The sequence below is a fragment of the Rathayibacter sp. AY1D9 genome (assembly GCF_002932395.1).
Classification (GTDB): Bacteria; Actinomycetota; Actinomycetes; order Actinomycetales; family Microbacteriaceae; genus Rathayibacter.
The window spans coordinates 18,561-39,519 of the sequence record NZ_PSVQ01000032.1 but is presented as its reverse complement, the minus strand read 5'-3'; the positions used below and the strand labels follow the sequence as shown (position 1 = coordinate 39,519).

The following is a 20,959-nucleotide window of genomic DNA, read 5'->3' as shown; positions in this document are numbered from 1 at the left end:
TCGCGGTGCGGTGCCCTCCCCGCCCTCCGAGCCGACCGGCCGACCCGCACACCAGCACATCGCCTCAGACGACGCACCCGGCTCCCTGGAACCCACCACCCCGACAAGCCGACCGCGGTGACGCCTGGCGGTGACCGGCGTGCCCCGGCACCGCTGAACGGCCGATCCGCGTGCCAGCGGATCGCCCCAGGCGGACGCACCCCGCATTACGAAACGCACCACCCCGACAAGCCGACCGCGGTGACGCCTGGCGGTGACCGGCGTGCACCGGCACCGCCGAACGGCCGATCCGCGTGCCAGCGGATCGCCCTAGGCGGACGCACCCCGCTCCACGAACCGCACCACCCCGAGAAGCCGACCGCGCCACGCCGGCCGAGAACCGGCGTGCCACCGGCACCGCCGAACGGCCGATCCGCGTAACAGCGGATCGCCTCAGGCGGACGCACCCCGCTCCCTGGAACGCACCACCTCGGCAAGCCGACCGCGGTGACGCCGGGCAGGGACCGGCGGCACAGCTGAGCCGGGCGCCGCCCGGCTCAGCGCATCAGCACAGCCTCTCGAACCAGGCGAGGGCGCTCTGGTCGGTGAGGTTGGCGACCTGGTCGACGACGACGCGGCGGCGGGCGTCGTCGTCGGGGGCGGCGTGCCAGTCCTCGGCGAAGCCGGGCTCGAGGGATCCCGGGCCGCGGTCGAGGAGGGTGTCGGCGAGGCGGGTGAGGACTTCGCGCTGCTGGGCGTAGATGGGCTGGCGGGTGTTCCGCGACATCACGAACGTCGCGACGATCCCCTTGAGCACGGCGATCTCGGCCTGCTGCTCGCGGGGGACGACGACGTGGCCGCCGAAGCGGACGAGGTCGGGGTGCTGGTACGCCTCGCGGGTGGCCTCGGTGGCGGCGGCGGCGAAGCGGCCGATGAGCTGGCTGGTGAGGTTCTTGAGCCGGGCCTGGTCGCGGCGGGAGCCGTCCCAGGAGGAGACCCACACGTCGAGCGAGTCGAGACGGTCGAAGGCGGCGACGAGCTCGTCGTGTCCGACCTCCCCGCCGACCCAGGAGTGCATCGACTGCACGAGGTCCTCGTGGTCGGCGCGGGAGCCGAGTGCTTCGACGTCGATGTAGCCGGAGACCACCGCGTCCTCGAAGTCGTGCACGGAGTAGGCGATGTCGTCCGAGAGGTCCATCACCTCGGCCTCGATGCAGCGCACCCCCTCGGGGGCGCCCTCGCGCATCCAGGCGAACGCGGGGGCGTCGTCGGCGTAGAAGCCGAACTTGGCGCGCCCCGACGGGTCGGCGACCGAGCGCGTGTCGGGCCAGGGGTACTTGCAGCTCGCGTCGATGCTGGCGCGGGTGAGGTTCAGCCCGTAGGGGCGGGCGTCGTCGCCGAAAACCTTCGGCTCGAGCCGCGTGAGCAGCCGGAAGGTCTGCGCGTTGCCCTCGAAGCCGCCGATCCCCTCGGCCCAGGTGTTGAGCGCGCGCTCGCCGTTGTGCCCGAACGGCGGATGCCCGATGTCGTGCGCGAGGCAGGCCGTGTCGACGACGTCGGGGTCGAGGTCGAGGCTCGTGGCGAGCTCCCGGCCGATCTGCGCCACCTCGAGCGAGTGGGTCAGGCGGTTGCGCGCGAAGTCGACGCCCGCCGTGGGGCTGAGCACCTGGGTCTTCGCGGCCAGGCGGCGGAGCGCGCTGGAGTGGAAGAGCCGGGCGCGGTCGCGGGCGAAGTCGGAGCGGCGAGTCGAGTGGTCCTCCGGCAGGAATCGCTCGGTGTCGACGAGCGAGTACCCCCAGAGCGCGCGGTCATCCACCGCTGTTGTGGATCTCGGCGGCCGAGACCGCGTCGCGCTGCCCGGCGTCGAGCTCGCGGGACTCGAGCCAGCGGTCCGGGAGGGAGGGGACCTTGGGCGAGCCGGCGCGGCCCCGCTGCCCCTCGGCCGCCTCGCCCGGATAGGGCTGCGTCCAGTCGAGCGTCGCCAGGAGCTCGTCGAGCTGCGCGAGCGACTCGACGGTGGCCAGGCGAGCGCGGAGGTCGCCGCCGACGGCGTAGCCCTTGAAGTACCAGGCGACGTGCTTGCGGATGTCGCGGCAGCCGCGCTCCTCGCTCTCGAAGAAGTCGACGAGCAGCTCCGCGTGGCGGCGGAACGCCTCGGCGACCTGTCCGAGCGAAGGGCGGAACCGCTCGTCGGAGCCGGCGAACGCGGCGGCGAGGTCGCCGAAGAGCCAGGGGCGCCCGAGGCAGCCGCGACCGACGACGACTCCGTCGCAGCCCGTCTCGGCCATCATCCGCAGCGCGTCCTCGGCCGACCAGATGTCGCCGTTGCCCAGCACGGGCACGCTCGTGACCGTCTCCTTGAGCGTGGCGATCGCCGACCAGTCGGCGTGCCCGCTGTAGAACTCGGAGGCGGTGCGCGCGTGCAGCGCGATCGACGCGACCCCGGCGCCCTCGGCGGCACGGGCGGCCTCGAGGTAGGTGAGGTGGTCCGGGTCGATGCCCTTGCGCATCTTGACGGTGAGCGGGACGTCGCCGGCGGCCTTCACGGCGCCCTCGACGATCTGCCGGAACAGCGGGAGCTTCCACGGCAGGGCCGCTCCCCCGCCCTTCCGGGTGACCTTGGGCACGGGGCAGCCGAAGTTGAGGTCGATGTGGTCGGCCCGGTCCTCGGCGACGAGCATGGTGACCGCCTCGGCGACGGTGACCGGGTCCACTCCGTAGAGCTGGATCGAGCGCACCGACTCGCTGGGGTGGTGGCGGATGAGGCGCATCGATTCCGGCGTGCGCTCGACGAGCGCGCGGGAGGTGATCATCTCGCTCACGTAGAGGCCGTTGCCGAACTCGCGGCAGAGGCGGCGGAACGCCGTGTTGGTGATGCCCGCCATGGGGGCGAGCACCACCGGCGCGTCGAGTTCGAGGGGGCCGATCCGGAGCGCCGGCGCGGTGCGCGCGGGCGGGGCGGCCGTGAGAGTGGAGGACATCGGTATCGATTCTCCCAGATCCTGTGTTGGGGAAGGCGGAGTGACGAGCGGAGAGGTGGAGAGATGAACGGGAGCACACCTGTGGAGGACGGTTCGCAGCGGCTGGAGGCGGACGCGTCCGCCCGCGGCCTTGCGGTCGAGATCGTGGAGAGGCCCGCTGCCGGCAGCCTGCACGAGGCGGCCGCGCTGCTCGGCATCGAGCCCGGCGACATCGTGAAGTCGCTCGTGGTGAAGCGCCACGACGGCGGCTACCTGTTCGCCCTGGTCCCCGGCGGGCGGCAGATCGCGTGGCCGAAGCTGCGCGCGGTGGTCGGAGTGAACAAGCTCCGCCTCCCGGACGAGACGGCCGCCCTCGAGGCGACCGGCTACCGGCGCGGCACCATCACCCCGATCGGGTCCACGACGGCCTGGCCGGTCTACGCCGACGAGCGGATCCTCGGCCGCCGCGTCGCGATGGGAGCCGGCGCCGACGGGCGCAGCGCCTTCGTCGACGCGGACGCCCTCGTGGCCGCCTACGGCGCGACCGTCGCCGACATCACCGTGGAGGAGCCTCCGCGGTGATCGGCGGCGCCTCGGCCTGCGCTTCCGCGGCCTGCGGCACGGCGCAGACGCCGTCCTCGCACAGCGGCCCGCCGGAGTCGCCGAGCATCTCGAACGGCCCGCTCACGCGACGGCCGCCCGCTGCTCCAGCACGTGCTCGAGGACCTCGGTGAACGCCGCCGGCTCCTGGGCGCCGGAGACGCCGAAGCGCCCGTCGAGGACGAAGAACGGCACCCCCGAGATCCCGTACTCGCGGGCCTGCGCGATGTCGGACTGCACCCGCCCGAGGTAGCGCCGGTCCTCGAGAGCGCGGCGCGTCTCCGCCGGGTCGAGCCCGACCTCGCCGGCGAGCGAGGCGAGCACCTCCGGATCGGCCAGGTCGCGGCCCTCGACGAAGTACGCGCTCAGGAGACGCTCGACGAGCTCGAGCTGCAGTCCGTTCTCCTTGGCGTGGTGGAGCGCCTGGTGGGCGGTGACCGTCTTGACGTGGCGCACCGACTCGAAGTGGTAGTCGAGGCCGACGCCCGCCGCGATCGCCGTGACGGAGTCGAGCATCTGCTGCGCCTGCGCCTCCGGGATCCCCTTGTGCTCGGCGAGGAACGCCGCCTCTCCCCCGCGGTAGTCCTCCGGCGTGTCCGGCGAGAGCTCGAAGCTGCGGTACTCCACGACGACCTCCGGAGCCTCGGGGTGCGCGGCGCGGAAGGCCTCGAGCCCGCGCTCGAACCGGCGCTTCCCGATGTAGCACCAGGGGCAGGCGATGTCGGACCAGACGTCGACGGACAGGGGGCTCGGCTCAGCACTCACCCCCAGGACAACGGAGGGGGCGCCCCGCTATTCCCGCAGCACGCGGACGAGCTCGTCCACGTCGGACTCGTCGTTCCAGAGGTGGAAGGCGATGCGGAGCCGGCCGCCGCGGCCCGAGACGCGCAGACCCGCAGCCTGCAGCAGCTCCAGGTCCGCTCCCCCCTCGTCCGGCCAGGACACGAGCGCCCGGTGCTGAGGCTCCCGGTCAAGCCGCTCGCACAGCAGGTCGCCGAGGCCGGAGGCGTGCGCCCAGACCGCGTCGAGGTCGAGCGAGCGGAACAGAGCGAGCGACGCCTCGGCGCCGGCGAACGCCTGCCAGGCCGGCGAGACGTCGAAGCGGCGGGCGTTCTCGGCCAGGTGCATGGCCGGTCCGTAGCAGGACGACCACACGTCCTCCCCCGAGTACCAGCCCGCCTGCACGGGGACGAGCTCGGCCGCGTAGGCGGGCGAGACGGTGAGGAACGCCACTCCGCGCGGCGAGCACAGCCATTTGTAGGCGTGGGTGAGGGTCGCGTCGAAGCGGGAGGCGTCGACCGGCAGGACGCCGGCCGCCTGCGTCAGGTCGCACGCGGTCCGCACTCGGTGGCGCGCGGCCGCCTCGAGGACGGAGTCGAGATCGGCGAGCGCTCCGCTGCTGGACTGCACGGCGGAGAAGACGACGAGGTCGTCCCCGTCGTCGACGGAGTCGGCCAGCGCCTCGAGCGCGACGGAGCGCACGGTCACTCCGCGGTGCGCCTGAGCGAGGAAGGGGAACACGATGGAGGAGAAGTCGCCGTCAATGCAGAGCACGCGGGCCCCGTCGGGCAGCGAGGCGGCGAGCACGGCGGCCATGGCGGAGGTCTGCGAGCCGATGGCGACCCGGTCGACCGGGACGCCGGAGATCGCGGCGAACGAGGCACGCGCGCGCTCGGCGACAGCGCCGTAGGCGGCGGCCGTGCTCTCCCCGGACGACCAGCCGTCGAGGTCCGCCCGCAGCGCCTCGACGGTCTCCCGCGGCGGCAGACCGAGGGTGCAGGCGTTGTGGTAGCCGCGGGCACCGGCGAAGCGCGCGCGCAGGTCGGCGGAGTTCGGCAGTGCGGTGCTCACCTCTCGAGGATGACGCTCCGGAGCCGGATCGCCAAGACCGGGGAGCGACCGGGCGCGTCGGCGGCGGGCCCGGTCAGCGGGCGGCGAGGGCGTGCGCCTGCTCGAGCACGGCGACGACCTCGCGGGCCTCGCGGACGTCGACCGGCGAGGGAGCGCCGTCCTGGAGCGACCGCGCGACCTGCTCGAGGAACGCGGCGTAGCGTCCCCGCTCACTCGACACGGGGTGTGCGCCGGAGTCGTCGACGAGGACGCCCCATCCCTCCGGCGCGACCTCGCCGAAGCCGTCGTCGTCCGGTCGGGCGCCGCCGGTGCGGAGCGCGGTCTCCTGCGGATCGAGACCGTCGACGCTGAAGGCGGCGCGGGTGCCGAGCACGCGGAAGCGGGAGCCGGTCGCCCGGGCGACGCGGCTCATGGTGAGGTGGGAGCGGACGCCGCTGTGATGCAGGAGCGAGACGAACGCGTCGTCCTCGCTCGCCGAGCCCTCGTGGACGGTCCGGGCCTCGGCCGCCGTGACGACCGCCGGGCCGAACAGCAGCAGCGCCTGGTCGACCAGGTGGCTGCCGAGATCGAAGAGGATCCCGCCGCCCTCGGCCGGACCCGTCTCGCTCTGCCACCGGCCCGTCTTCGGCGCGCTCCAGCGCTCGAAGGTCGACTCGAAGCGGAGGACCTCGCCGAGGACCCCTTCGCCCAGGAGGCGGCGGAGCGTGAGCAGATCGGCGTCCCAGCGCCGGTTCTGGAAGACGAAGACGGGCGCACCGCTCCGCTCGGAGGCGGCGATGATCGCGTCCGCGTCGGCCGTGCTCGGTGCGAAGGGCTTGTCGATCACGACCGCGACTCCGGCCTCGAGCACTCGGACGGCCTGCTCCCGGTGCACCGACGGCGGCGAGGCGAGCACGACCAGCTCCGGCCGCTCGGCGAGCACCGCGTCGAGGTCGGGCACGATCCGGGCCTCGGGATGCGCGGCGGAGGCCGCGGCCCTCCGACCGGCGTCGCGGGTGGAGACGGCGACGACCTCGAAAGCGGGATCCGCCGCGAGGAACGGACCGTGGAAGACGCTACCCGCGAGCCCGAAGCCGACGATTCCGACCCGGATCACGAGGAGGCCCCCGGCACGTCGACCGCGCCGCCGAAGCGGCGGGAGCGGCCGGAGTAGTGCTCGATCGCGTCCCAGAGGTCGGTCCGCGTGAAGTCCGGCCAGAGCCGGTCGAGGAACACCATCTCGGCGTAGGCACTCTGCCAGAGCAGGAAGTTGCTGGTGCGCTGCTCGCCGGAGGAGCGCACGAAGAGGTCGACGTCCGGCATCTCGGGCACGTAGAGCGCCCGGGCGATCGTCTTCTCGGAGATGCCGGAGGGCTTGAGCCGCCCCGCCTGGACCTCGGCGGCGAGCCGCTGCACCGCGTCGGCGATCTCGGTGCGCCCGCCGTAGTTGACGCACATGGTGAGGGTGAGCACGTCGTTGTCCGCGGTCATCCGCTCGGCGAACTGCAGCTCGTTGATCACCGACGCCCACAGGCGCGGCTTCCGCCCGGCCCAGCGGATGCGCACGCCCCACTCGTTGAGCTGATCGCGGCGGCGGTGCAGCACGTCGCGGTTGAAGCCCATCAGGAAGCGCACCTCCTCGGGCGAGCGCTTCCAGTTCTCGGTCGAGAACGCGTAGACGCTGAGGTGCTTCACGCCGATCTGGATCGCTCCGGCCACGACGTCCAGCAGCGCCGTCTCGCCGCGCTTGTGCCCCTCGATCCTCGTCAGGCCGCGGGAGTTCGCCCAGCGGCCGTTCCCGTCCATCACGATGGCGACGTGCCCCGGAACGGCCTTCCGCGGGATCGCGGGCGGGTGGATCCCGGTCCAGTCGAGAGGGCGGTACGGCTCGGCGTCCTTGTGGGTGAAGGGCTTCATCGGGTGACGTGCTCCAGGGATCTCAGACCGCGTTCGAGGTGGAACTGCGTGTAGGCGGCGACCACTCCACTCGCCCGCGACCGCGTGGTCGGCTCGGTGGTCTCGGCGTGGGCCCAGTCTCCCGTGAGCAGCGCACCCAGCAGGACCACGACCTCCGGAGCGACCCGCGGTGCTCCGGGCGGCGTGCAGTCGGCGCAGACGACGCCTCCGAGCTGCACCACGACCGCGCCGTGGGGCCCGGGGGCGCCGCAGCGCGCGCAGTCCTCGAAGCTGGGCGCCCAGCCCGCGATCGAGAGCGCCCGCAGGAGGTAGGAGTCGAGCGTCAGCACCGGCTCGTGCTCGTGCTTCGAGAGCGAGCGCAGGGCCCCGACGAGCAGCAGGTACTGCTGCAGGGAGGCGTCCGCGTCGGTGAGGCGGTCCGCCGTCTCGACCATCGCGCTCGCCGCCGTGTAGCTGTCGTAATCGGCGGCGATCAGCGCACCGTAGGCGCCGAGCGACTCGGCCTGCGTGACGATGTCGAGGCTCCGGCCCTCGTAGAGCTGGAGGTCGGCGACCATGAACGGCTCGAGCCGCGAGCCGAACTTGGAGCCGGTCTTGCGCACGCCCTTCGCCACCGCGCGGATCTTGCCGTGGCTGCGCGAGAGCAGCGTCACGATGCGGTCGGCCTCGCCCAGCTTGTGCGTGCGGAGCACCACGGCTTCGTCGCGATAGGTGGGCATCCTCCGATTATCCCCCCGACCCCCGACACCCGGCTGGCAGCCCGGCCGGAGCAGGGCCCGCGCCGTGGAACGATGTCCGGGTGGCAGCCTCCCTCTTCGAGATCCCGGCCTGGGCCGACCTGCTCGCGATCGCCATCGGCTGCCTCCAGGGCGCGATGTTCGCGGGCGAGTTCCGCGACCGCCGGATCGACCTGCTCGGCGTCACGATCATCGGCACGGCCACCGGCCTCGGCGGCGGCGTGCTCCGCGATCTGCTGCTCCAGACGCCTCTGGTGGCCCTGCACACCGACGCGTACCTGATCGTCGCGGTGACCGCCTCCCTGCTCGGGATGCTGCTCCAGCACCTGCTGAACCGGGTCGACGGGACGATCACCGCCCTCGACGCGCTGACCCTCGGGCTCTTCGGCGCGATCGGCACCACGAAGGCCCTGTCGCTCGGCGTGCCGGAGGTGCCGGCCGTGTTCGTCGGCACCGTCTCGGCCGTCGGCGGATCCGTCGTCCGAGACATCCTGCTGAACCGGCCGATCGCGCTGATGCACGTCGGCTCGCTCTATGCGGTCGCCGCCTCGGTGGGCACCGGCGTCCTGGTCCTCACGCTGCGCTTCGGAGTGACGATCGACTTCGCCGCGCCGCTCGCGGTGGGCGTGACCACGGTCATCCGCCTGCTCGCGGTCCGCTACGGCTGGAGCCTGCCCGAGCAGCGCGCGCTCAGCGGGGTGCCGCGCCTGCGCTGGCGCCGCCGGACCTAGCGGCGGCCGACCCGGACGCAGGGAGCGGAGTCCCGCGCGGTCCGCGCACGGGAACGCCGGGGGAGCCGCGACGCATCACGGCTCCCCCGGCGGGGATCGGGCCCGATCAGGCGGAGGCGCCGGCCAGCTCGCGGACCGGGACCTCCTCGCGCAGGGCGCGGTTGACGGCCGAGACGATGGCCTTGAGGGAGGCGGTCGAGATGTCGGCGTCCACGCCGACGCCCCACAGGGTGCGGCCGTTCACCGTGCACTCGACGTACGAGGCGGCCAGCGCGTCGCCGCCGGCGCTGAGCGCGTGCTCGACGTAGTCGAGGACCCGGACCTCGACGCCCTGCTGCTCCAGCACGGCCTCGAAGGCGTTGATCGGGCCGTTGCCCCGCGAGCTGGCCGAGACGCGCTCGTCGCCCACCCGGAGGACCGCGTCCAGCGCGATGCTGCCGCCCAGATCGCTCGACGTGTTCGTGCGCAGCAGCTCGAAGCGGCCCCACTTCTCGTCGGCGCGCTCGGCGGGCGCGGGCAGGTACTCGTCCTGGAACACCGTCCAGATCTGCTCGCTCGTGACCTCGCCGCCCTCGGCGTCGGTCTTGGCCTGCACGACGCCCGAGAACTCGATCTGCAGTCGGCGCGGCAGGTCGAGCGCGTGGTCCGTCTTCAGCAGGTACGCGACTCCGCCCTTGCCGGACTGCGAGTTGACGCGGATGACCGCCTCGTAGGAGCGGCCCAGGTCCTTCGGGTCCACCGGCAGGTAGGGCACGGCCCAGGTGAGCTCGTCGACGCTGCGGCCGGTCCCCTCGGCCTCGGCGTGCATCGCCTCGAAGCCCTTCTTGATGGCGTCCTGGTGCGAGCCGCTGAAGGCGGTGAAGACCAGGTCGCCCGCCCAGGGGCTGCGCTCGGGCACGGGCAGCTGGTTGCAGTACTCGGCGGTGCGCTTGATGCCGTCCATGTCGCTGAAGTCGATCTGCGGGTCGATCCCCTGGGTGAACAGGTTCACGCCCAGCGCGACCAGGTCGACGTTGCCGGTGCGCTCGCCGTTGCCGAAGAGGCAGCCCTCGATCCGGTCCGCGCCGGCCAGGTAGCCCAGCTCGGCGGCCGCCACGGCCGTGCCGCGGTCGTTGTGGGGGTGCAGCGACAGCACGATGTTCTCGCGCTGCGCGAGGTTGCGGCTCATCCACTCGATCGAGTCGGCGTAGACGTTCGGGGTGGTCATCTCGACGGTGGCGGGCAGGTTCAGGATGACCTTGCGCTCGGGAGTCGGCTCGAAGACCTCGACGACCCGGTCGCAGATCTCGCGGGCGAAGTCGAGCTCGGTGCCGGTGTAGCTCTCGGGCGAGTACTCGTAGTAGACGGCCGTGCCGGGGACGGTCGACTCCATCTCGCGGCACTTGCGGGCGCCGGCCAGCGCGATGTCGATGATGCCCTGGCGGTCCTTGCGGAACACGACCTCGCGCTGCAGCACGCTCGTGGAGTTGTAGAGGTGCACGATCGCCTGGCGCGCGCCGCGGATCGACTCGTAGGTGCGCTCGATCAGGTGGTCGCGGGCCTGGGTCAGCACCTGGATGGTGACGTCCTCGGGGATCGCGCCCTCCTCGATGAGGCTGCGCACGAAGTCGAAGTCGGTCTGGCTCGCGCTCGGGAACCCGACCTCGATCTCCTTGTAGCCCATCCGGACCAGCAGATCGAACATGATGCGCTTGCGCTCGGGGCTCATCGGGTCGATGAGCGCCTGGTTGCCGTCGCGGAGGTCCACGGCGCACCAGCGGGGCGCGGTCGTGATGCGCTTCGACGGCCAGGTGCGGTCAGGCAGGTCCACGGCGATCAGCTCGTGGAAGGGACGGTACTTGCCGATCGGCATGGGCGACGGCTTCTGGTTGTTCAGCATGAGGTGCTCTCCCGGCGCAGTGGTGCGCACGTGTCTGTTCTCGCTCGTGACCGATCCCGCTCGCGTGCGGCTCCGCTGGTGGGCGGTGCCGGTCGGGCGGTCTCGCGGGGATCCGGATGCGGATCGACCTCGCGGGCGAGGGATGGTTCAGCCGACGACGGACTCCGCGACGAGGATGGCCTGAGGATCAGATCTCGTCGCGGCGGAGAAGGAGGAGCTGTCCGAAGCGCACCCGGTCAGGGTAGCACCGCCCCCGCGGCGCGTCACCCCGGCGTCCCGCTCTAGGAGACCAGGCCGTTCTCGTAGGCGTAGACCACCAGCTGCACGCGGTCGCGCAGGCCGAGCTTGCCGAGGGTGCGGCTGATGTGCGTCTTCACCGTCGCCTCGCTCAGGAACTCGGCGCGCGCGATCTCGGTGTTGCTCATCCCCCGCGCGGCCAGGTGGAAGATCTCGCGCTCGCGGTCGGTGAGGGTCGCGAAGGCGGGCGGGGTCTCGCGTCCGCTGCCCGCCGCTCCGAAGTGCTCGAAGAGCTCGCGGGTCGCGGAGGCGGCGACCACGGCGGTCCCCGCGTGCACGGTGCGGACGGAGGCGAGGAGGAAGCCGGGCTCCGTGTCCTTCAGGAGGAAGCCGCTCGCACCTGCCCGGATGGCGCGCGCGGCGGCCTCGTCGAGGTCGAAGGTGGTCAGCACGAGGATGCGCGGAGGCTCGACCCGCCGCTCCTGCGCGTCCGCGAGGATCCGCCGGGTCGACTCGATCCCATCGACGCCCGGCATCCGGATGTCCATCAGCACGACGTCGGGGGCCAGCCGCGCGACCAGCTCCGCGCCCTCCGCCCCGTCCGAGGCCTCGCCGACCACCTCGAGGTCGGGCTGCGAGCCGAGCAGCATGCGGATGCCGGCGCGGAAGAGGGCCTGGTCGTCGACGAGGACGAGGCGGATGGTGTCGGTCATGCGGGGCTGCCTCCGGAGGCGAGGGGTGGGGCGGTGCGGGCGAGGGACGGGGAGGAGGGCAGGCGCGCGTCGACGACGAAGTCGTCCCCGACCGGGCCGGCGGCGAGCACTCCCCCGACGAGCGCGGCGCGCTCGCGCATGCCGACCAGGCCGTGGCCCTCGCCCGGCAGGGAGTCGCGCTCGACGTCGGCGCACCGGGCGTTGCGCACGGTCAGGGCGAGCTCGCCGCCGTCCTGGCGCAGGGCGATGTCGAGCGGCGAGCCCGGGCGGCCGTGGCGGAGAGCGTTCGTGGTCGCCTCCTGGGCGATGCGGTACAGGGCCAGACCGACGGCGCGCGGCACCGCCTCCAGGTCGACGGCGAGCTCGGCGCGGACGGGGGCTCCGGCTCCGCCCACGCTGTCGAGGAGGGCCGGCAGGTCGCGGGCGCCGGGCTGCGGGCCGTCGCTCTGCGAGTGCCGCAGCTGGGCGAGGAGCACGCGCACGTCGCCGAGGGCGTCCCGGGCGACGGAGGAGATGGTGAGCAGCGCGGTGTCGGTCTGCTCGGGGCTGGTGGCGCCGAGGTAGCGCGCGCCGTCGGCCTGCGCGATCACGACGGCGAGGGAGTGGGCGACGACGTCGTGCATGTCGCGGGCGATCCGGTTGCGCTCCTCCACGGTGTCGAGCTCGCGCTGCGCCCGGGCGCGCTCCTGCTCGGCCTGCGCGCGCAGGGTCTGGCCCTCACGCGCCCGGCGGACCGACCGGGAGAGCAGTCCGATGGTCCAGGAGAGGCCGAGCGTCGCGAGGATCCCGCCGAAGGTGGCTCCGGCCGACAGGAGGCCGTCGTAGGCGCTCGCGACGAGGTCGAAGACGAGGACGAGGTAGACGACGGCGACCACAGCGCCGAGGACGGCCGACACCGCGCCCGCGATCCGCACCCGCCGCGACTCCGACGCGCCGGCGCCGAAGAGGACGGCCAGGATGGCCAGATCCGCGGGTCCGGGAGCGAGGCTCGCGCTCATCTGCAGGGCGGCGCCGGCCCAGGCGATCGAGAGGGCGAGGACCGGGGACCGCCGGTGCAGCACCAGCGCGACCGCGAGCACGCCCGCGACCAGCAGCTGCATCGCGCCGTCCACCCCGGCGAACGGGAGGCCGGCGACGAGGAGGAGCACCAGCGCCTGACCACCGGCGACCCCCACCGCGAACGGGTCCTGCGGCCCGGCGACCCGGGTCAGCAGCGCGTCGATCCGATCGCCCGCGAGGACCGGCGCCCGCAGCGCCTTGAGGTACACGAGGACCTTCGCCGCACCGAGCACGGAGGCGACCGCGAGGGCGACCAGGGCGAGGACGGCGAACTCCACGCGCGCCGGGAGCCCGGACGGATCGAGCGGGCCGGAGAGGCCGAGCGCGACGGTGACGCCGCCGATCCCGGCGAGGATCAGGCCGCCCGCGAGCGCCAGGGCACGGGTCCAGGGGCCCACCCGGCGGGTCGTCTGCCAGAGGACGACCAGGCCGACGAGCACCCCGTCGACGGGGACGCCGCCGAGCAGGACGCCTCCGTCGGCGAGCGCGCCGACCGCGACGAGCGAGGGGGCGAGCGCGGGCAGGAATCCCGCGACCGCGAGGGCCAGCGCGAGCACGAGGCCGCCGGCGATCCGCTCGGTCGGAGTGACCCCGGTGAGCCCGAGCAGCAGGTGGAGGGCGGCGAGCAGCGCCCCGGCGATCGGCAGGGCCGCCGGTCGGTCGAGGAGGGCGCGCATGAGGACCACGCTACGGGTCCGCGCGCCCGGGGGCGTCGTCCTGGAGGGTGACCGCGGTCGTCCTCCGGCGTCAGAAGCCCAGGCGCCCCAGCAGCTTCGGGTCGCGCTGCCACTCCTTGGCGACCTTCACCCGGATGGAGAGGAACACGCGACGGCCCAGCAGGCGCTCGATCTGCTCGCGGGAGACGGCTCCCACCTCGCGCAGACGCTGGCCGCCCTTGCCGATGATGATGCCCTTCTGGCTGTCGCGCTCCACGAAGACGTTGGCGTAGATGTCGATCAGCGAGCCGTCCTCGCGCTCGACCATGTCATCGAGCGTCACGGCGAGGGAGTGCGGCAGCTCGTCCGAGACGCCCTCGAGGGCGGCCTCGCGGATGAACTCGGCGATCCGCGAGGACAGGTCCTCGTCGGTCACCGCCTCCTCCGGGTAGAGGGCGGGCGAGACCGGCATCAGGCGCAGGAGCTCGACGGCCAGGACGTCCAGCTGCTCCTCGGTCACGGCCGAGATCGGCACGATCGTGTCCCACTCGCGCAGCTCCGAGACGGCGAGCAGCTGCTTCGCCACGGACTTTTTCGAGGAGAGGTCGACCTTCGAGACGATAGCGACCTTCCGAGCGCGCGGGAAGGAGTCGAGCTGCTCGTTGATGAAGCGGTCTCCCGGGCCGATCGGCTCGTCCGCGGGGAACAGCATCCCGATGACGTCGACGTCGCCGAGGGTCGAGGTGACGAGCGAGTTCAGCCGCTCGCCGAGGAGCGTGCGCGGCCGGTGGATGCCGGGGGTGTCGACGACGATCAGCTGGCCGTCGGTGCGGTGCACCACGCCGCGGATAGCGCGCCGCGTGGTCTGTGGCTTCGAGCTCGTGATGGCGATCTTCTCGCCGACGAGGGCGTTCGTGAGCGTCGACTTGCCCACGTTCGGGCGGCCGACGAAGGACACGAAGCCCGCCCGGTAGGGAGCGGCGGCGGGAGTGGTGTCGGTCATCGTGCGTCCTCGTGCTGATCGCCCGTGGCTCCGCGGGTGGGAGCCGTGCTCGGGCTGGGGGTGGTGGTGCCGCCGTCCGCGATGATCGCGACGGGGCCGGTGCCGGGCTCGCCGGCGGTGTCCAGATCGGGATCGCGGCGGACGATCACCGTGGAGATGGTCCCACGGCGCGGGTCCGCCTGCTCGGCCTCGAGCAGCACTCCGCCGATCCGCGCCGTCGCGCCGCGCTCGGGGAGGCGCCCGTAGGCCTTGGTCAGCAGTCCGCCGACCGAGTCGACGTCGTCGTCCTCGAGGTCGAGCTCGAACAGCTCGCCGAGCTCGTCCACCGGCAGGCGCGCCGAGACGCGGTAGACCCCGGGCGCCGTCTCCTCGAAGAGGTCGACCTCGCGGTCGTACTCGTCGGAGATGTCGCCGACGAGCTCCTCGATCAGGTCCTCGAGCGTCACCAGGCCCGCGATGCCGCCGTACTCGTCGACCACCATCGCGAGGTGGTTGGACTCGAGCTGCATCTGGCGGAGCAGCTCGTCGGCCTTCTTCGACTCGGGCACGAACAGCGCGGGGCGCGCGAGATCGGCGACCGTGTCGTCGTCGTCCGGCCGCTCGTAGGTGTGCCGGGCCACGTCGCGCAGGTAGAGCACGCCGAGGACGTCGTCGACGCCGTCGCCGATGACGGGGAGCCGGGAGATGCCGCGGCTCAGCAGGAGCCCCATGCCGGCGCCGACGGAGGAGGTCGCCTCGATCGTCACCATGTCGGTGCGGGGCACCATCACCTCGCGGACGAAGGTGTCGTTGAACTCGAAGATCGAGTGGATCAGCTCGCGGTCGTCCTGCTCGAGCACGTCCTGCTCGGTCGCCTCGTCGACCATGCTGAGCAGCTGCTCCTCGGAGGAGAACCCCGCCGAGCGCCCGGTCCCCGGCGTCACCCGGTTGCCGAGAGCCACGAGCCCGTGCGCGACCGGACCCAGCGCGAGCCGGAGCACGTGCACGAGCGAGGCGCTGGTGGACAGGACCGCACGCGCGTTCGCGCGCCCGACGCTGCGCGGGCTGGAGCCGACCAGGACGAACGAGACCGCCGCCATGATCAGGACCGCCAGCAGGAGCGCGAGCCAGAGCTGCGGGACCTCGACGACCAGCACCGTGGTGACGAACACCGCGGCCGTCGTCTCGGCCGCGATCCGCGAGAAGTTGACGACGTTGACGTGGGCGCTCATGTCGCCCGCGATCGCGCGGAGAGCGCGGGCGCTGCGGGAGTGCTGGGCCATGTCGAGCAGGTCGCTGCGCGAGAGGACGCCGAGGGCGGCGTCGGTCGCGGCGAACCAGCCGCCGACGGCGACGAGCGCGAGGGCGGCGATGAGGAGCTGGAGAGTGGGCACGGCGCGCTCTAGCGGCGTCGCTCGCTGATGTGGAAGCCGACCAGGATGTCGCGCTGGATGCCGAACATCTCGCGCTCCTCCTCCGGCTCGGCGTGATCGAAGCCGAGCAGGTGCAGGAGCCCGTGGGCGGTCAGCAGCTGCAGCTCGTCGAGCACGGAGTGGCCGGCCGACTCGGCCTGGGACTGCGCGACCTGCGGGCAGAGCACGATGTCGCCGAGGAGCCCCGCGGGGGTCTGCTCGTCCTCGGTCCCGGGACGCAGCTCGTCCATCGGGAAGCTGAGCACGTCGGTCGGCCCCGGCTCGTCCATCCACTGCACGTGCAGCTGCTCCATCGCGCCCTCGTCGACCAGCACGATCGCGAGCTCGGCGTCGGGGTGGACGTGGAGCGAGTCGAGCGCGTAGCCGGCGAGGCGCAGCAGGGCGGCCTCGTCGACGGGGACGCTCGACTCGTTGTTGATCTCGATGCTCACGGGGGCGGGCGGCCTGGCCGCGGCGCTCGGCGCGGTTCGCGAACTCCCGGGCCTGCTCGCGCTCGAAGTGCTGCGCCTGCTTCTGCTGGTCGTACTCGGTGTACGCGTCCACGATGCGGCCGACCAGGCTGTGGCGCACCACGTCCTCGCTGGTCAGGCGCGAGAAGTGGATGTCGTCGATGCCGTCGAGCACGCGCGTCACGAGGCGGAGTCCGCTCGCGCCGGTCGGCAGGTCGACCTGGGTGATGTCGCCGGTGACGACCATCTTGGAGCCGAAGCCGAGGCGGGTGAGGAACATCTTCATCTGCTCGGGCGTCGTGTTCTGCGCCTCGTCGAGCACGACGAACGAGTTGTTGAGCGTGCGCCCGCGCATGTAGGCGAGCGGTGCGACCTCGATCGTGCCGGCCGCGAGCAGCTTCGGGACGATCTCGGGGTCCATCATCTCGTTCAGCGCGTCGTAGAGCGGGCGCAGGTACGGGTCGATCTTGTCGGTGAGCGAGCCGGGCAGGTAGCCCAGCCGCTCCCCCGCCTCGACCGCCGGGCGGGTCAGGATGATCCGCTCGACCTCCTTGCGCTGCAGCGACTGCACGGCCTTCGCCATCGCCAGGTAGGTCTTGCCGGTTCCGGCCGGGCCGATGCCGAAGACGATGGTGTTCTGATCGACCGCGTCGACGTACTCGCGCTGCCCGAGCGTCTTGGGCCTCACGCTCCGTCCGCGTGCCGTGAGGATGGCCTGGCCGAACGCCTCGGCCGGGCTCACCGGCCCGCCGTTCTGCAGGATGCGGGCGGACTCGCGCACGCCCTCCGGGTCGAGATCGTGCCCGCTCGCGGTCATGCGCACCAGTTCTTCCACCAGGCGCGTCGCCGCGGCGACGGGCTCGCGCTCGCCGTCGAGCGTCACCTCGTTGCCGCGCACGTGCACCCGGACATCGGGGAATCGTCCTTCGACCGCTCGGATGAGGCGGTCCTGGGGTCCGAGGAGGCGCACCATCGCGACTCCGTCGACGGCGACGACGCGCCGCGTCGTCTCGGACGCGTCCGCGCCGGGGGCGGGACGCTCGTCGGGGCTCGCGCCCGTGTTCTCAACCGGTGGCAAGGGAGCCTTCCGTCTGGTGGCCGCCCAGGACGTGGGCGTGCACGTGGAACACGGTCTGGCCCGCCTCTTCGCCGGAGTTGAAGACGAGGCGGAACTGACCGTTGCTGTGGGCGTCGGCGAGCGACTGGGCGACCTGCACCATCTCGGCGAGCAGGGCGGGATCGGCGGCGGCGAGGGCGGCGACCGTGGCGTGCTCCTGGGTCTTCGGGAAGACGAGGAGGTGGACGGGCGCCTTCGGCTCGATGTCGGTGATCGCGAGGATGCGCTCGTTCTCGAACACCACATCGGCCGGGATCTCGCCCTGGACGATGCGCGTGAAGACGGTAGGTTCGCTCATGCACTCATCTTAAACGGGGCCCGTGCGCGACGGGCGCCGCGTTCGCCCACGGCACCCTGCTCCGGCGCCCCGAGGCGGCTGTGGAGGAGCGTCACCAGCGGCCCAGGCGGGCCGAGAGGACGGCGATGGCAGCGGGACCTGCGGTCGAGGTGCGCAGGACGGAGTCGCCGAGCGCGACGGCCTCGGCGCCCGCCTCCGCGAGCAGCCGCAGCTCCTCCGGAGCGATGCCGCCCTCGGGCCCGACGACGAGCACCAGGTCGCGTCCGTCCGGGACCACCTGGGAGAGCCGCGCCTGCGCCGAGGGCTCGAGGACCAGCACGCGGGACGTCGCGGCGCGCGCGACGAGACCGCGCACCTGCTCGAGCGGCGCGACCTCGGGCACCCGGGGGCGCAGCGACTGCTTGCTCGCCTCGCGCACGATGGCCCGCCAGCGCTCGCGCCCCTTCTCCTCCTTCGGGCCCGACCACCGCGAGATCGACCGCGCGGCCTGCCACGGGACGACCTCGTCCACCCCGAGCTCGGTCGCCGCCTGCACGGCGAGCTCGTCGCGGTCGCCCTTCGCGAGGGCCTGGACGAGGACAAGGCGCGGGGACGGAACCGGGGACTCCTGCACCGACTCCACGACGAGCACCACTCGCGCCGGCTCCGCGCTCTCGACGACCGCGGTCGCGACGAGTCCGCGCCCATCACCGACCCGGACGCTCTCGCCCGCGCGGATTCGGCTGACGGTCGCGGCGTGCCGTGCCTCCGCGCCGGTGAGCGCGAGCCGGCCCCCGACGACGAAGCCGCCGGAGTCCAGCGACTCGTCGATGTAGTGGTGCGCCACGGGCTCAGCCCAGGAAGCGGTCGCGGAGCTTGGAGAACAGGCCCTGCTGGAAGTGGGTCAGCGCGGGCTTCTGCGGCTTGTAGTGCTTCGCGAGCTCCTGGACCAGCTCCCGCTCGCGGTGGCCCAGCTTCGTCGGGGTGACGACCTGGATGCCGATGCGGAGGTCGCCGCGTCCGCTGCCCCGCAGGCGCGTGACTCCGCGTCCCTTGATCGTGACGATCTCGGTGCTCTGCGTGCCCGGCTTGATCTCGATCTCGATGTCGCCGTCGAGCGCCTTGAGCGACGCCGTGGAGCCGAGGATCGCGTCCGTCATCTGCACCTCGAGGGTGCAGAGCAGGTCGTCGCCGTTGCGGCTGAAGACGTCGTGGTGCTTGACCTTGATCTCGAGGTACAGGTCGCCGTTGGGGCCGCCGGCCGGGCCGACCTCGCCGCTGCCGGGCATCTGCAGGCGCAGGCCCGTGTCGACTCCCGCGGGGACGTCGACGGGGATGGTGCGGCGGGCGCGGACGCGTCCCTGGCCCTGGCAGGTGGAGCAGGGGGTCGCGATGACGGTGCCGTAGCCGCGGCAGGTGCCGCAGGGGCTCGCCGTCATCACGTTGCCCAGGAGCGAGCGGACCGTGCGCTGGATCTGGCCGGAGCCGTGGCAGATGTCGCAGGTCACCGGCGAGGTGCCGGGCTGGCAGCACGAGCCCTGGCACGTCTCGCAGAGCACCGCCGTGTCGACCTCGAGGTCGCGGTGGGTGCCGAAGATGACCTCGTCGAGCGAGACCTCCACGCGCAGCAGGGCGTCCTGGCCGCGCTCGCGGCGGGAGCGCGGCCCGCGGGACGAGCCCTGCGCGCCCTGCCCGAAGAAGGTCTCGAAGATGTCGCCGAACCCGCCGAAGCCCTGGCCGCCGCCGCCGAAGCCCTCCTGGGGCCCGCGGTCGTACTGCGCCCGCTGCTGGGCGTCGCTCAGGACGTCGTAGGCGTGCGTGACGAGCTTGAAGCGCTCGGAGGCGTCCGCGCTCGGGTTGACGTCGGGGTGCAGCTCGCGGGCGAGTCGGCGGTACGCCTTCTTGATCTCGTCGGCGGAGGCGTCGCGGTCGACGCCCAGCACTTCGTAGTGATCGGCCACAGGTGGCTTCGTCCTTCGTTCGTGGGTCGGTGGGCCGGGCACGGCGCACCGGGGGGATCCGGCGGGGGCCGGGAGGTCGGGCCTACTCCTCGCCGAGGAGGCGGGAGAGGTAGCGGGCGACGGCGCGCACCGCGGTGATGTTGCCGGAGTAGTCCATCCGGATCGGGCCGAGCACGCCCAGGCGCGAGACCTGGCCGCCCGCGGTGTTGTACCCGCTCGTGAGCACCGAGGTCTCCTGCAGCCCGAACGGCGCGTTCTCGCGGCCGATGCGCACCGAGATGCCCCGGGGGTCCGGCGTCATCTCGGCGAAGAGGCGCAGCAGCTCCACCTGCTCCTCTATCGCCTCGAGCACGGGATAGATGCTGCCCGAGAAGTCCTCCTCGGTGCGGACGAGGTTCGCGGCGCCGGCCATGACCAGGCGGTCCTGCCGGTTGGCGCCGACCTGCTCGAGCAGGGTCTGCACGATCGGCGTCAGCACGTGGCGCCGCTCGGGGCTGAAGCGCTCCGCGACGGAGCCGAGCGTCTCGGCCGCCTGCTGGAGCCCGAGGCCCAGCACGGCCGTGTTGAGCTTCGCGCGGATCTCGCCGAGGAGCGCGTCGTCCACGTCCTCCGGGGTCTCGAGCACGCGCTGATCGACCCGGCCGGTGTCGGTGATCAGCACCGACAGGAGGCGGCGGGGAGCGAGGGCGACGAGCTCCACGTGGCGCAGCCGTGCGGCTCCGAACGACGGGTACTGCACGAGCGCGACGCTGTTGGTGAGCTGCGACAGCAGGCGGACGGTCTTGACCAGCACCTCGTCGAGGTCCGGGCTCTGCCCGAGGAACGTCTCGATCGCCTGGCGCTGCGCGGAGGTGAGCGGGCGCAGGTCGGCGAGCTGGTCGACGAAGAGGCGGTAGCCCTTGTCGGTTGGCACGCGTCCGGAGGACGTGTGCGGAGCCGCGATCAGCTCCTCCTCCTCCAGCTGGGCCATCTCGTTGCGGATGGTGGCGGCCGAGACGCCGAACGCGTGGCGCTCGACGATCGACTTGGAGCCCACCGGCTCCCGGTTCGCCACGTAGTCCTGCACGATCACGCGCAGGACCTGGAGACCGCGCTCCGTGACCATACGACCGACCTCCCGCCGGACTCCGAGTGCCCGCGGGCACGACCGTCTGCGGCGCTGACGCCGCGCGGAGCCTGGCACTCCGCAACTCTGAGTGCCAATCATAACCGGGAGGCGGACCGCCCGGCGGGGTTGCGCGGGGATCGGCCGGGGTGCACTCCTGCAGGGCCGCGGGGAGGAGCCCCGTCATCCCCGAGGAGGAGGTCCCGCGCGGCCCGGTGCGCAGGGAGTCGCCGCATGCCACGATGGACGCCGAGCGCACGGGGGACGCCCGTCGCCGCCGCCGGAACGGAGACCATCATGTCGGCCACCCCTCCCCCGCCCCCCGTCTACGGGACCC

At 72.9% G+C, this 20,959-nt stretch carries 19 protein-coding genes and 1 pseudogene; 2 read left to right on the top strand and 18 right to left on the bottom strand.

The features are described 5' to 3' along the window. Nucleotides 1-544: 544 nt before the first annotated feature. On the bottom strand, nucleotides 545-1,795 hold the full coding sequence (locus C5C50_RS12905; RefSeq protein ID WP_104260976.1) for a deoxyguanosinetriphosphate triphosphohydrolase: 1,251 nt from the start codon (nucleotides 1,793-1,795) through the stop codon (nucleotides 545-547). Continuing rightward, on the bottom strand, nucleotides 1,788-2,960 hold the full coding sequence (gene dusB, locus C5C50_RS12900) for a tRNA dihydrouridine synthase DusB (protein ID WP_104223437.1): 1,173 nt from the start codon (nucleotides 2,958-2,960) through the stop codon (nucleotides 1,788-1,790). Before dusB ends, C5C50_RS12905 begins: the two co-directional genes overlap by 8 nt. Nucleotides 2,961-3,023: 63 nt before the next feature. On the opposite strand from dusB, the gene C5C50_RS12895 reads away from it, so the two are divergent. Beyond that, nucleotides 3,024-3,521, top strand: a complete 498-nt coding sequence (locus tag C5C50_RS12895) for an aminoacyl-tRNA deacylase (RefSeq protein ID WP_104223436.1) — start codon at nucleotides 3,024-3,026, stop codon at nucleotides 3,519-3,521. 102 nt (nucleotides 3,522-3,623) lie between these two features. Here the strand turns inward: C5C50_RS12895 and C5C50_RS12890 are convergent, their stop codons facing one another. The 5 genes from C5C50_RS12890 to recO all read right to left on the bottom strand — a co-directional run bounded on the left by C5C50_RS12890 (nucleotide 3,624) and on the right by recO (nucleotide 8,005). Then, nucleotides 3,624-4,304 carry a DsbA family protein gene (locus C5C50_RS12890; protein ID WP_104226692.1) on the bottom strand — a complete coding sequence of 227 codons (681 nt, stop codon included), beginning with the start codon at nucleotides 4,302-4,304 and terminating at the stop codon, nucleotides 3,624-3,626. Between the two features lie 27 nt (nucleotides 4,305-4,331). Then, on the bottom strand, nucleotides 4,332-5,390 hold the full coding sequence (locus C5C50_RS12885) for an aminotransferase class V-fold PLP-dependent enzyme (protein WP_104273602.1): 1,059 nt from the start codon (nucleotides 5,388-5,390) through the stop codon (nucleotides 4,332-4,334). 73 nt (nucleotides 5,391-5,463) lie between these two features. Continuing rightward, the gene (locus C5C50_RS12880) at nucleotides 5,464-6,486 is read right to left on the bottom strand and encodes a Gfo/Idh/MocA family oxidoreductase (RefSeq protein ID WP_104273601.1); all 1,023 of its coding nucleotides are present in this window, start codon (nucleotides 6,484-6,486) and stop codon (nucleotides 5,464-5,466) included. After that, the gene (locus tag C5C50_RS12875; RefSeq protein ID WP_104238220.1) at nucleotides 6,483-7,286 is read right to left on the bottom strand and encodes an isoprenyl transferase; all 804 of its coding nucleotides are present in this window, start codon (nucleotides 7,284-7,286) and stop codon (nucleotides 6,483-6,485) included. Before C5C50_RS12875 ends, C5C50_RS12880 begins: the two co-directional genes overlap by 4 nt. Next, complete coding sequence (gene recO, locus C5C50_RS12870; RefSeq protein WP_104223431.1) at nucleotides 7,283-8,005, bottom strand: DNA repair protein RecO; 723 nt, start codon at nucleotides 8,003-8,005, stop codon at nucleotides 7,283-7,285. Before recO ends, C5C50_RS12875 begins: the two co-directional genes overlap by 4 nt. 80 nt (nucleotides 8,006-8,085) lie before the next feature. On the opposite strand from recO, the gene C5C50_RS12865 reads away from it, so the two are divergent. After that, the gene (locus tag C5C50_RS12865; RefSeq protein WP_104273600.1) at nucleotides 8,086-8,754 is read left to right on the top strand and encodes a trimeric intracellular cation channel family protein; all 669 of its coding nucleotides are present in this window, start codon (nucleotides 8,086-8,088) and stop codon (nucleotides 8,752-8,754) included. 106 nt (nucleotides 8,755-8,860) lie between these two features. Here the strand turns inward: C5C50_RS12865 and leuA are convergent, their stop codons facing one another. The 11 genes and pseudogenes from leuA to hrcA form a co-directional block, all read right to left on the bottom strand. Next, a complete protein-coding gene (leuA, locus tag C5C50_RS12860) occupies nucleotides 8,861-10,633 on the bottom strand; it encodes a 2-isopropylmalate synthase (RefSeq protein ID WP_104273599.1) in 1,773 nt (590 codons plus the stop codon). A 281-nt stretch (nucleotides 10,634-10,914) separates the two neighbouring features. After that, nucleotides 10,915-11,583 carry a response regulator transcription factor gene (locus tag C5C50_RS12855; RefSeq protein ID WP_104234459.1) on the bottom strand — a complete coding sequence of 223 codons (669 nt, stop codon included), beginning with the start codon at nucleotides 11,581-11,583 and terminating at the stop codon, nucleotides 10,915-10,917. Continuing rightward, complete coding sequence (locus C5C50_RS12850) at nucleotides 11,580-13,319, bottom strand: sensor histidine kinase (RefSeq protein ID WP_146085898.1); 1,740 nt, start codon at nucleotides 13,317-13,319, stop codon at nucleotides 11,580-11,582. The genes C5C50_RS12855 and C5C50_RS12850 overlap by 4 nt, the downstream gene beginning before the upstream one ends. A 70-nt stretch (nucleotides 13,320-13,389) precedes the next feature. Next, nucleotides 13,390-14,301 carry a GTPase Era gene (gene era / locus C5C50_RS12845; protein WP_104223426.1) on the bottom strand — a complete coding sequence of 304 codons (912 nt, stop codon included), beginning with the start codon at nucleotides 14,299-14,301 and terminating at the stop codon, nucleotides 13,390-13,392. Then, the gene (locus C5C50_RS12840; protein ID WP_104223425.1) at nucleotides 14,298-15,674 is read right to left on the bottom strand and encodes a hemolysin family protein; all 1,377 of its coding nucleotides are present in this window, start codon (nucleotides 15,672-15,674) and stop codon (nucleotides 14,298-14,300) included. Before C5C50_RS12840 ends, era begins: the two co-directional genes overlap by 4 nt. An 8-nt stretch (nucleotides 15,675-15,682) precedes the next feature. Beyond that, nucleotides 15,683-16,144 (bottom strand): rRNA maturation RNase YbeY, encoded by a 462-nt coding sequence (gene ybeY / locus C5C50_RS12835; protein WP_104223424.1) that lies wholly within the window; start codon nucleotides 16,142-16,144, stop codon nucleotides 15,683-15,685. Beyond that, nucleotides 16,122-17,135: pseudogene (locus C5C50_RS12830) on the bottom strand (PhoH family protein); the annotation flags it as partial. The pseudogene C5C50_RS12830 and the gene ybeY, both read right to left, overlap by 23 nt. A 91-nt stretch (nucleotides 17,136-17,226) precedes the next feature. Then, nucleotides 17,227-17,577 carry an HIT domain-containing protein gene (locus tag C5C50_RS12825; protein ID WP_104225201.1) on the bottom strand — a complete coding sequence of 117 codons (351 nt, stop codon included), beginning with the start codon at nucleotides 17,575-17,577 and terminating at the stop codon, nucleotides 17,227-17,229. A gap of 91 nt (nucleotides 17,578-17,668) precedes the next feature. Further along, nucleotides 17,669-18,403: a 16S rRNA (uracil(1498)-N(3))-methyltransferase gene (locus tag C5C50_RS12820; RefSeq protein ID WP_104225202.1), complete on the bottom strand. Its 735-nt coding sequence runs from the start codon at nucleotides 18,401-18,403 to the stop codon at nucleotides 17,669-17,671. A gap of 4 nt (nucleotides 18,404-18,407) precedes the next feature. Further along, a complete protein-coding gene (dnaJ, locus tag C5C50_RS12815) occupies nucleotides 18,408-19,517 on the bottom strand; it encodes a molecular chaperone DnaJ (RefSeq protein ID WP_104225203.1) in 1,110 nt (369 codons plus the stop codon). Between the two features lie 82 nt (nucleotides 19,518-19,599). Next, nucleotides 19,600-20,622 carry a heat-inducible transcriptional repressor HrcA gene (gene hrcA / locus C5C50_RS12810; RefSeq protein ID WP_104223131.1) on the bottom strand — a complete coding sequence of 341 codons (1,023 nt, stop codon included), beginning with the start codon at nucleotides 20,620-20,622 and terminating at the stop codon, nucleotides 19,600-19,602. Nucleotides 20,623-20,959: the final 337 nt, after the last annotated feature.

Bases quoted from the DNA above. Each gene is read 5' to 3' on its own strand.
- dusB (WP_104223437.1), bottom strand. From the start codon at position 2,960: ATGTCCTCCACTCTCACGGCCGCCCCGCCCGCGCGCACCGCGCCGGCG.
- C5C50_RS12895 (WP_104223436.1), top strand. From the start codon at position 3,024: ATGAACGGGAGCACACCTGTGGAGGACGGTTCGCAGCGGCTGGAGGCG.
- C5C50_RS12875 (WP_104238220.1), bottom strand. From the start codon at position 7,286: ATGAAGCCCTTCACCCACAAGGACGCCGAGCCGTACCGCCCTCTCGAC.
- recO (WP_104223431.1), bottom strand. From the start codon at position 8,005: ATGCCCACCTATCGCGACGAAGCCGTGGTGCTCCGCACGCACAAGCTG.
- leuA (WP_104273599.1), bottom strand. From the start codon at position 10,633: ATGCTGAACAACCAGAAGCCGTCGCCCATGCCGATCGGCAAGTACCGT.
- C5C50_RS12855 (WP_104234459.1), bottom strand. From the start codon at position 11,583: ATGACCGACACCATCCGCCTCGTCCTCGTCGACGACCAGGCCCTCTTC.
- C5C50_RS12850 (WP_146085898.1), bottom strand. From the start codon at position 13,319: ATGCGCGCCCTCCTCGACCGACCGGCGGCCCTGCCGATCGCCGGGGCG.
- era (WP_104223426.1), bottom strand. From the start codon at position 14,301: ATGACCGACACCACTCCCGCCGCCGCTCCCTACCGGGCGGGCTTCGTG.
- C5C50_RS12825 (WP_104225201.1), bottom strand. From the start codon at position 17,577: ATGAGCGAACCTACCGTCTTCACGCGCATCGTCCAGGGCGAGATCCCG.
- hrcA (WP_104223131.1), bottom strand. From the start codon at position 20,622: ATGGTCACGGAGCGCGGTCTCCAGGTCCTGCGCGTGATCGTGCAGGAC.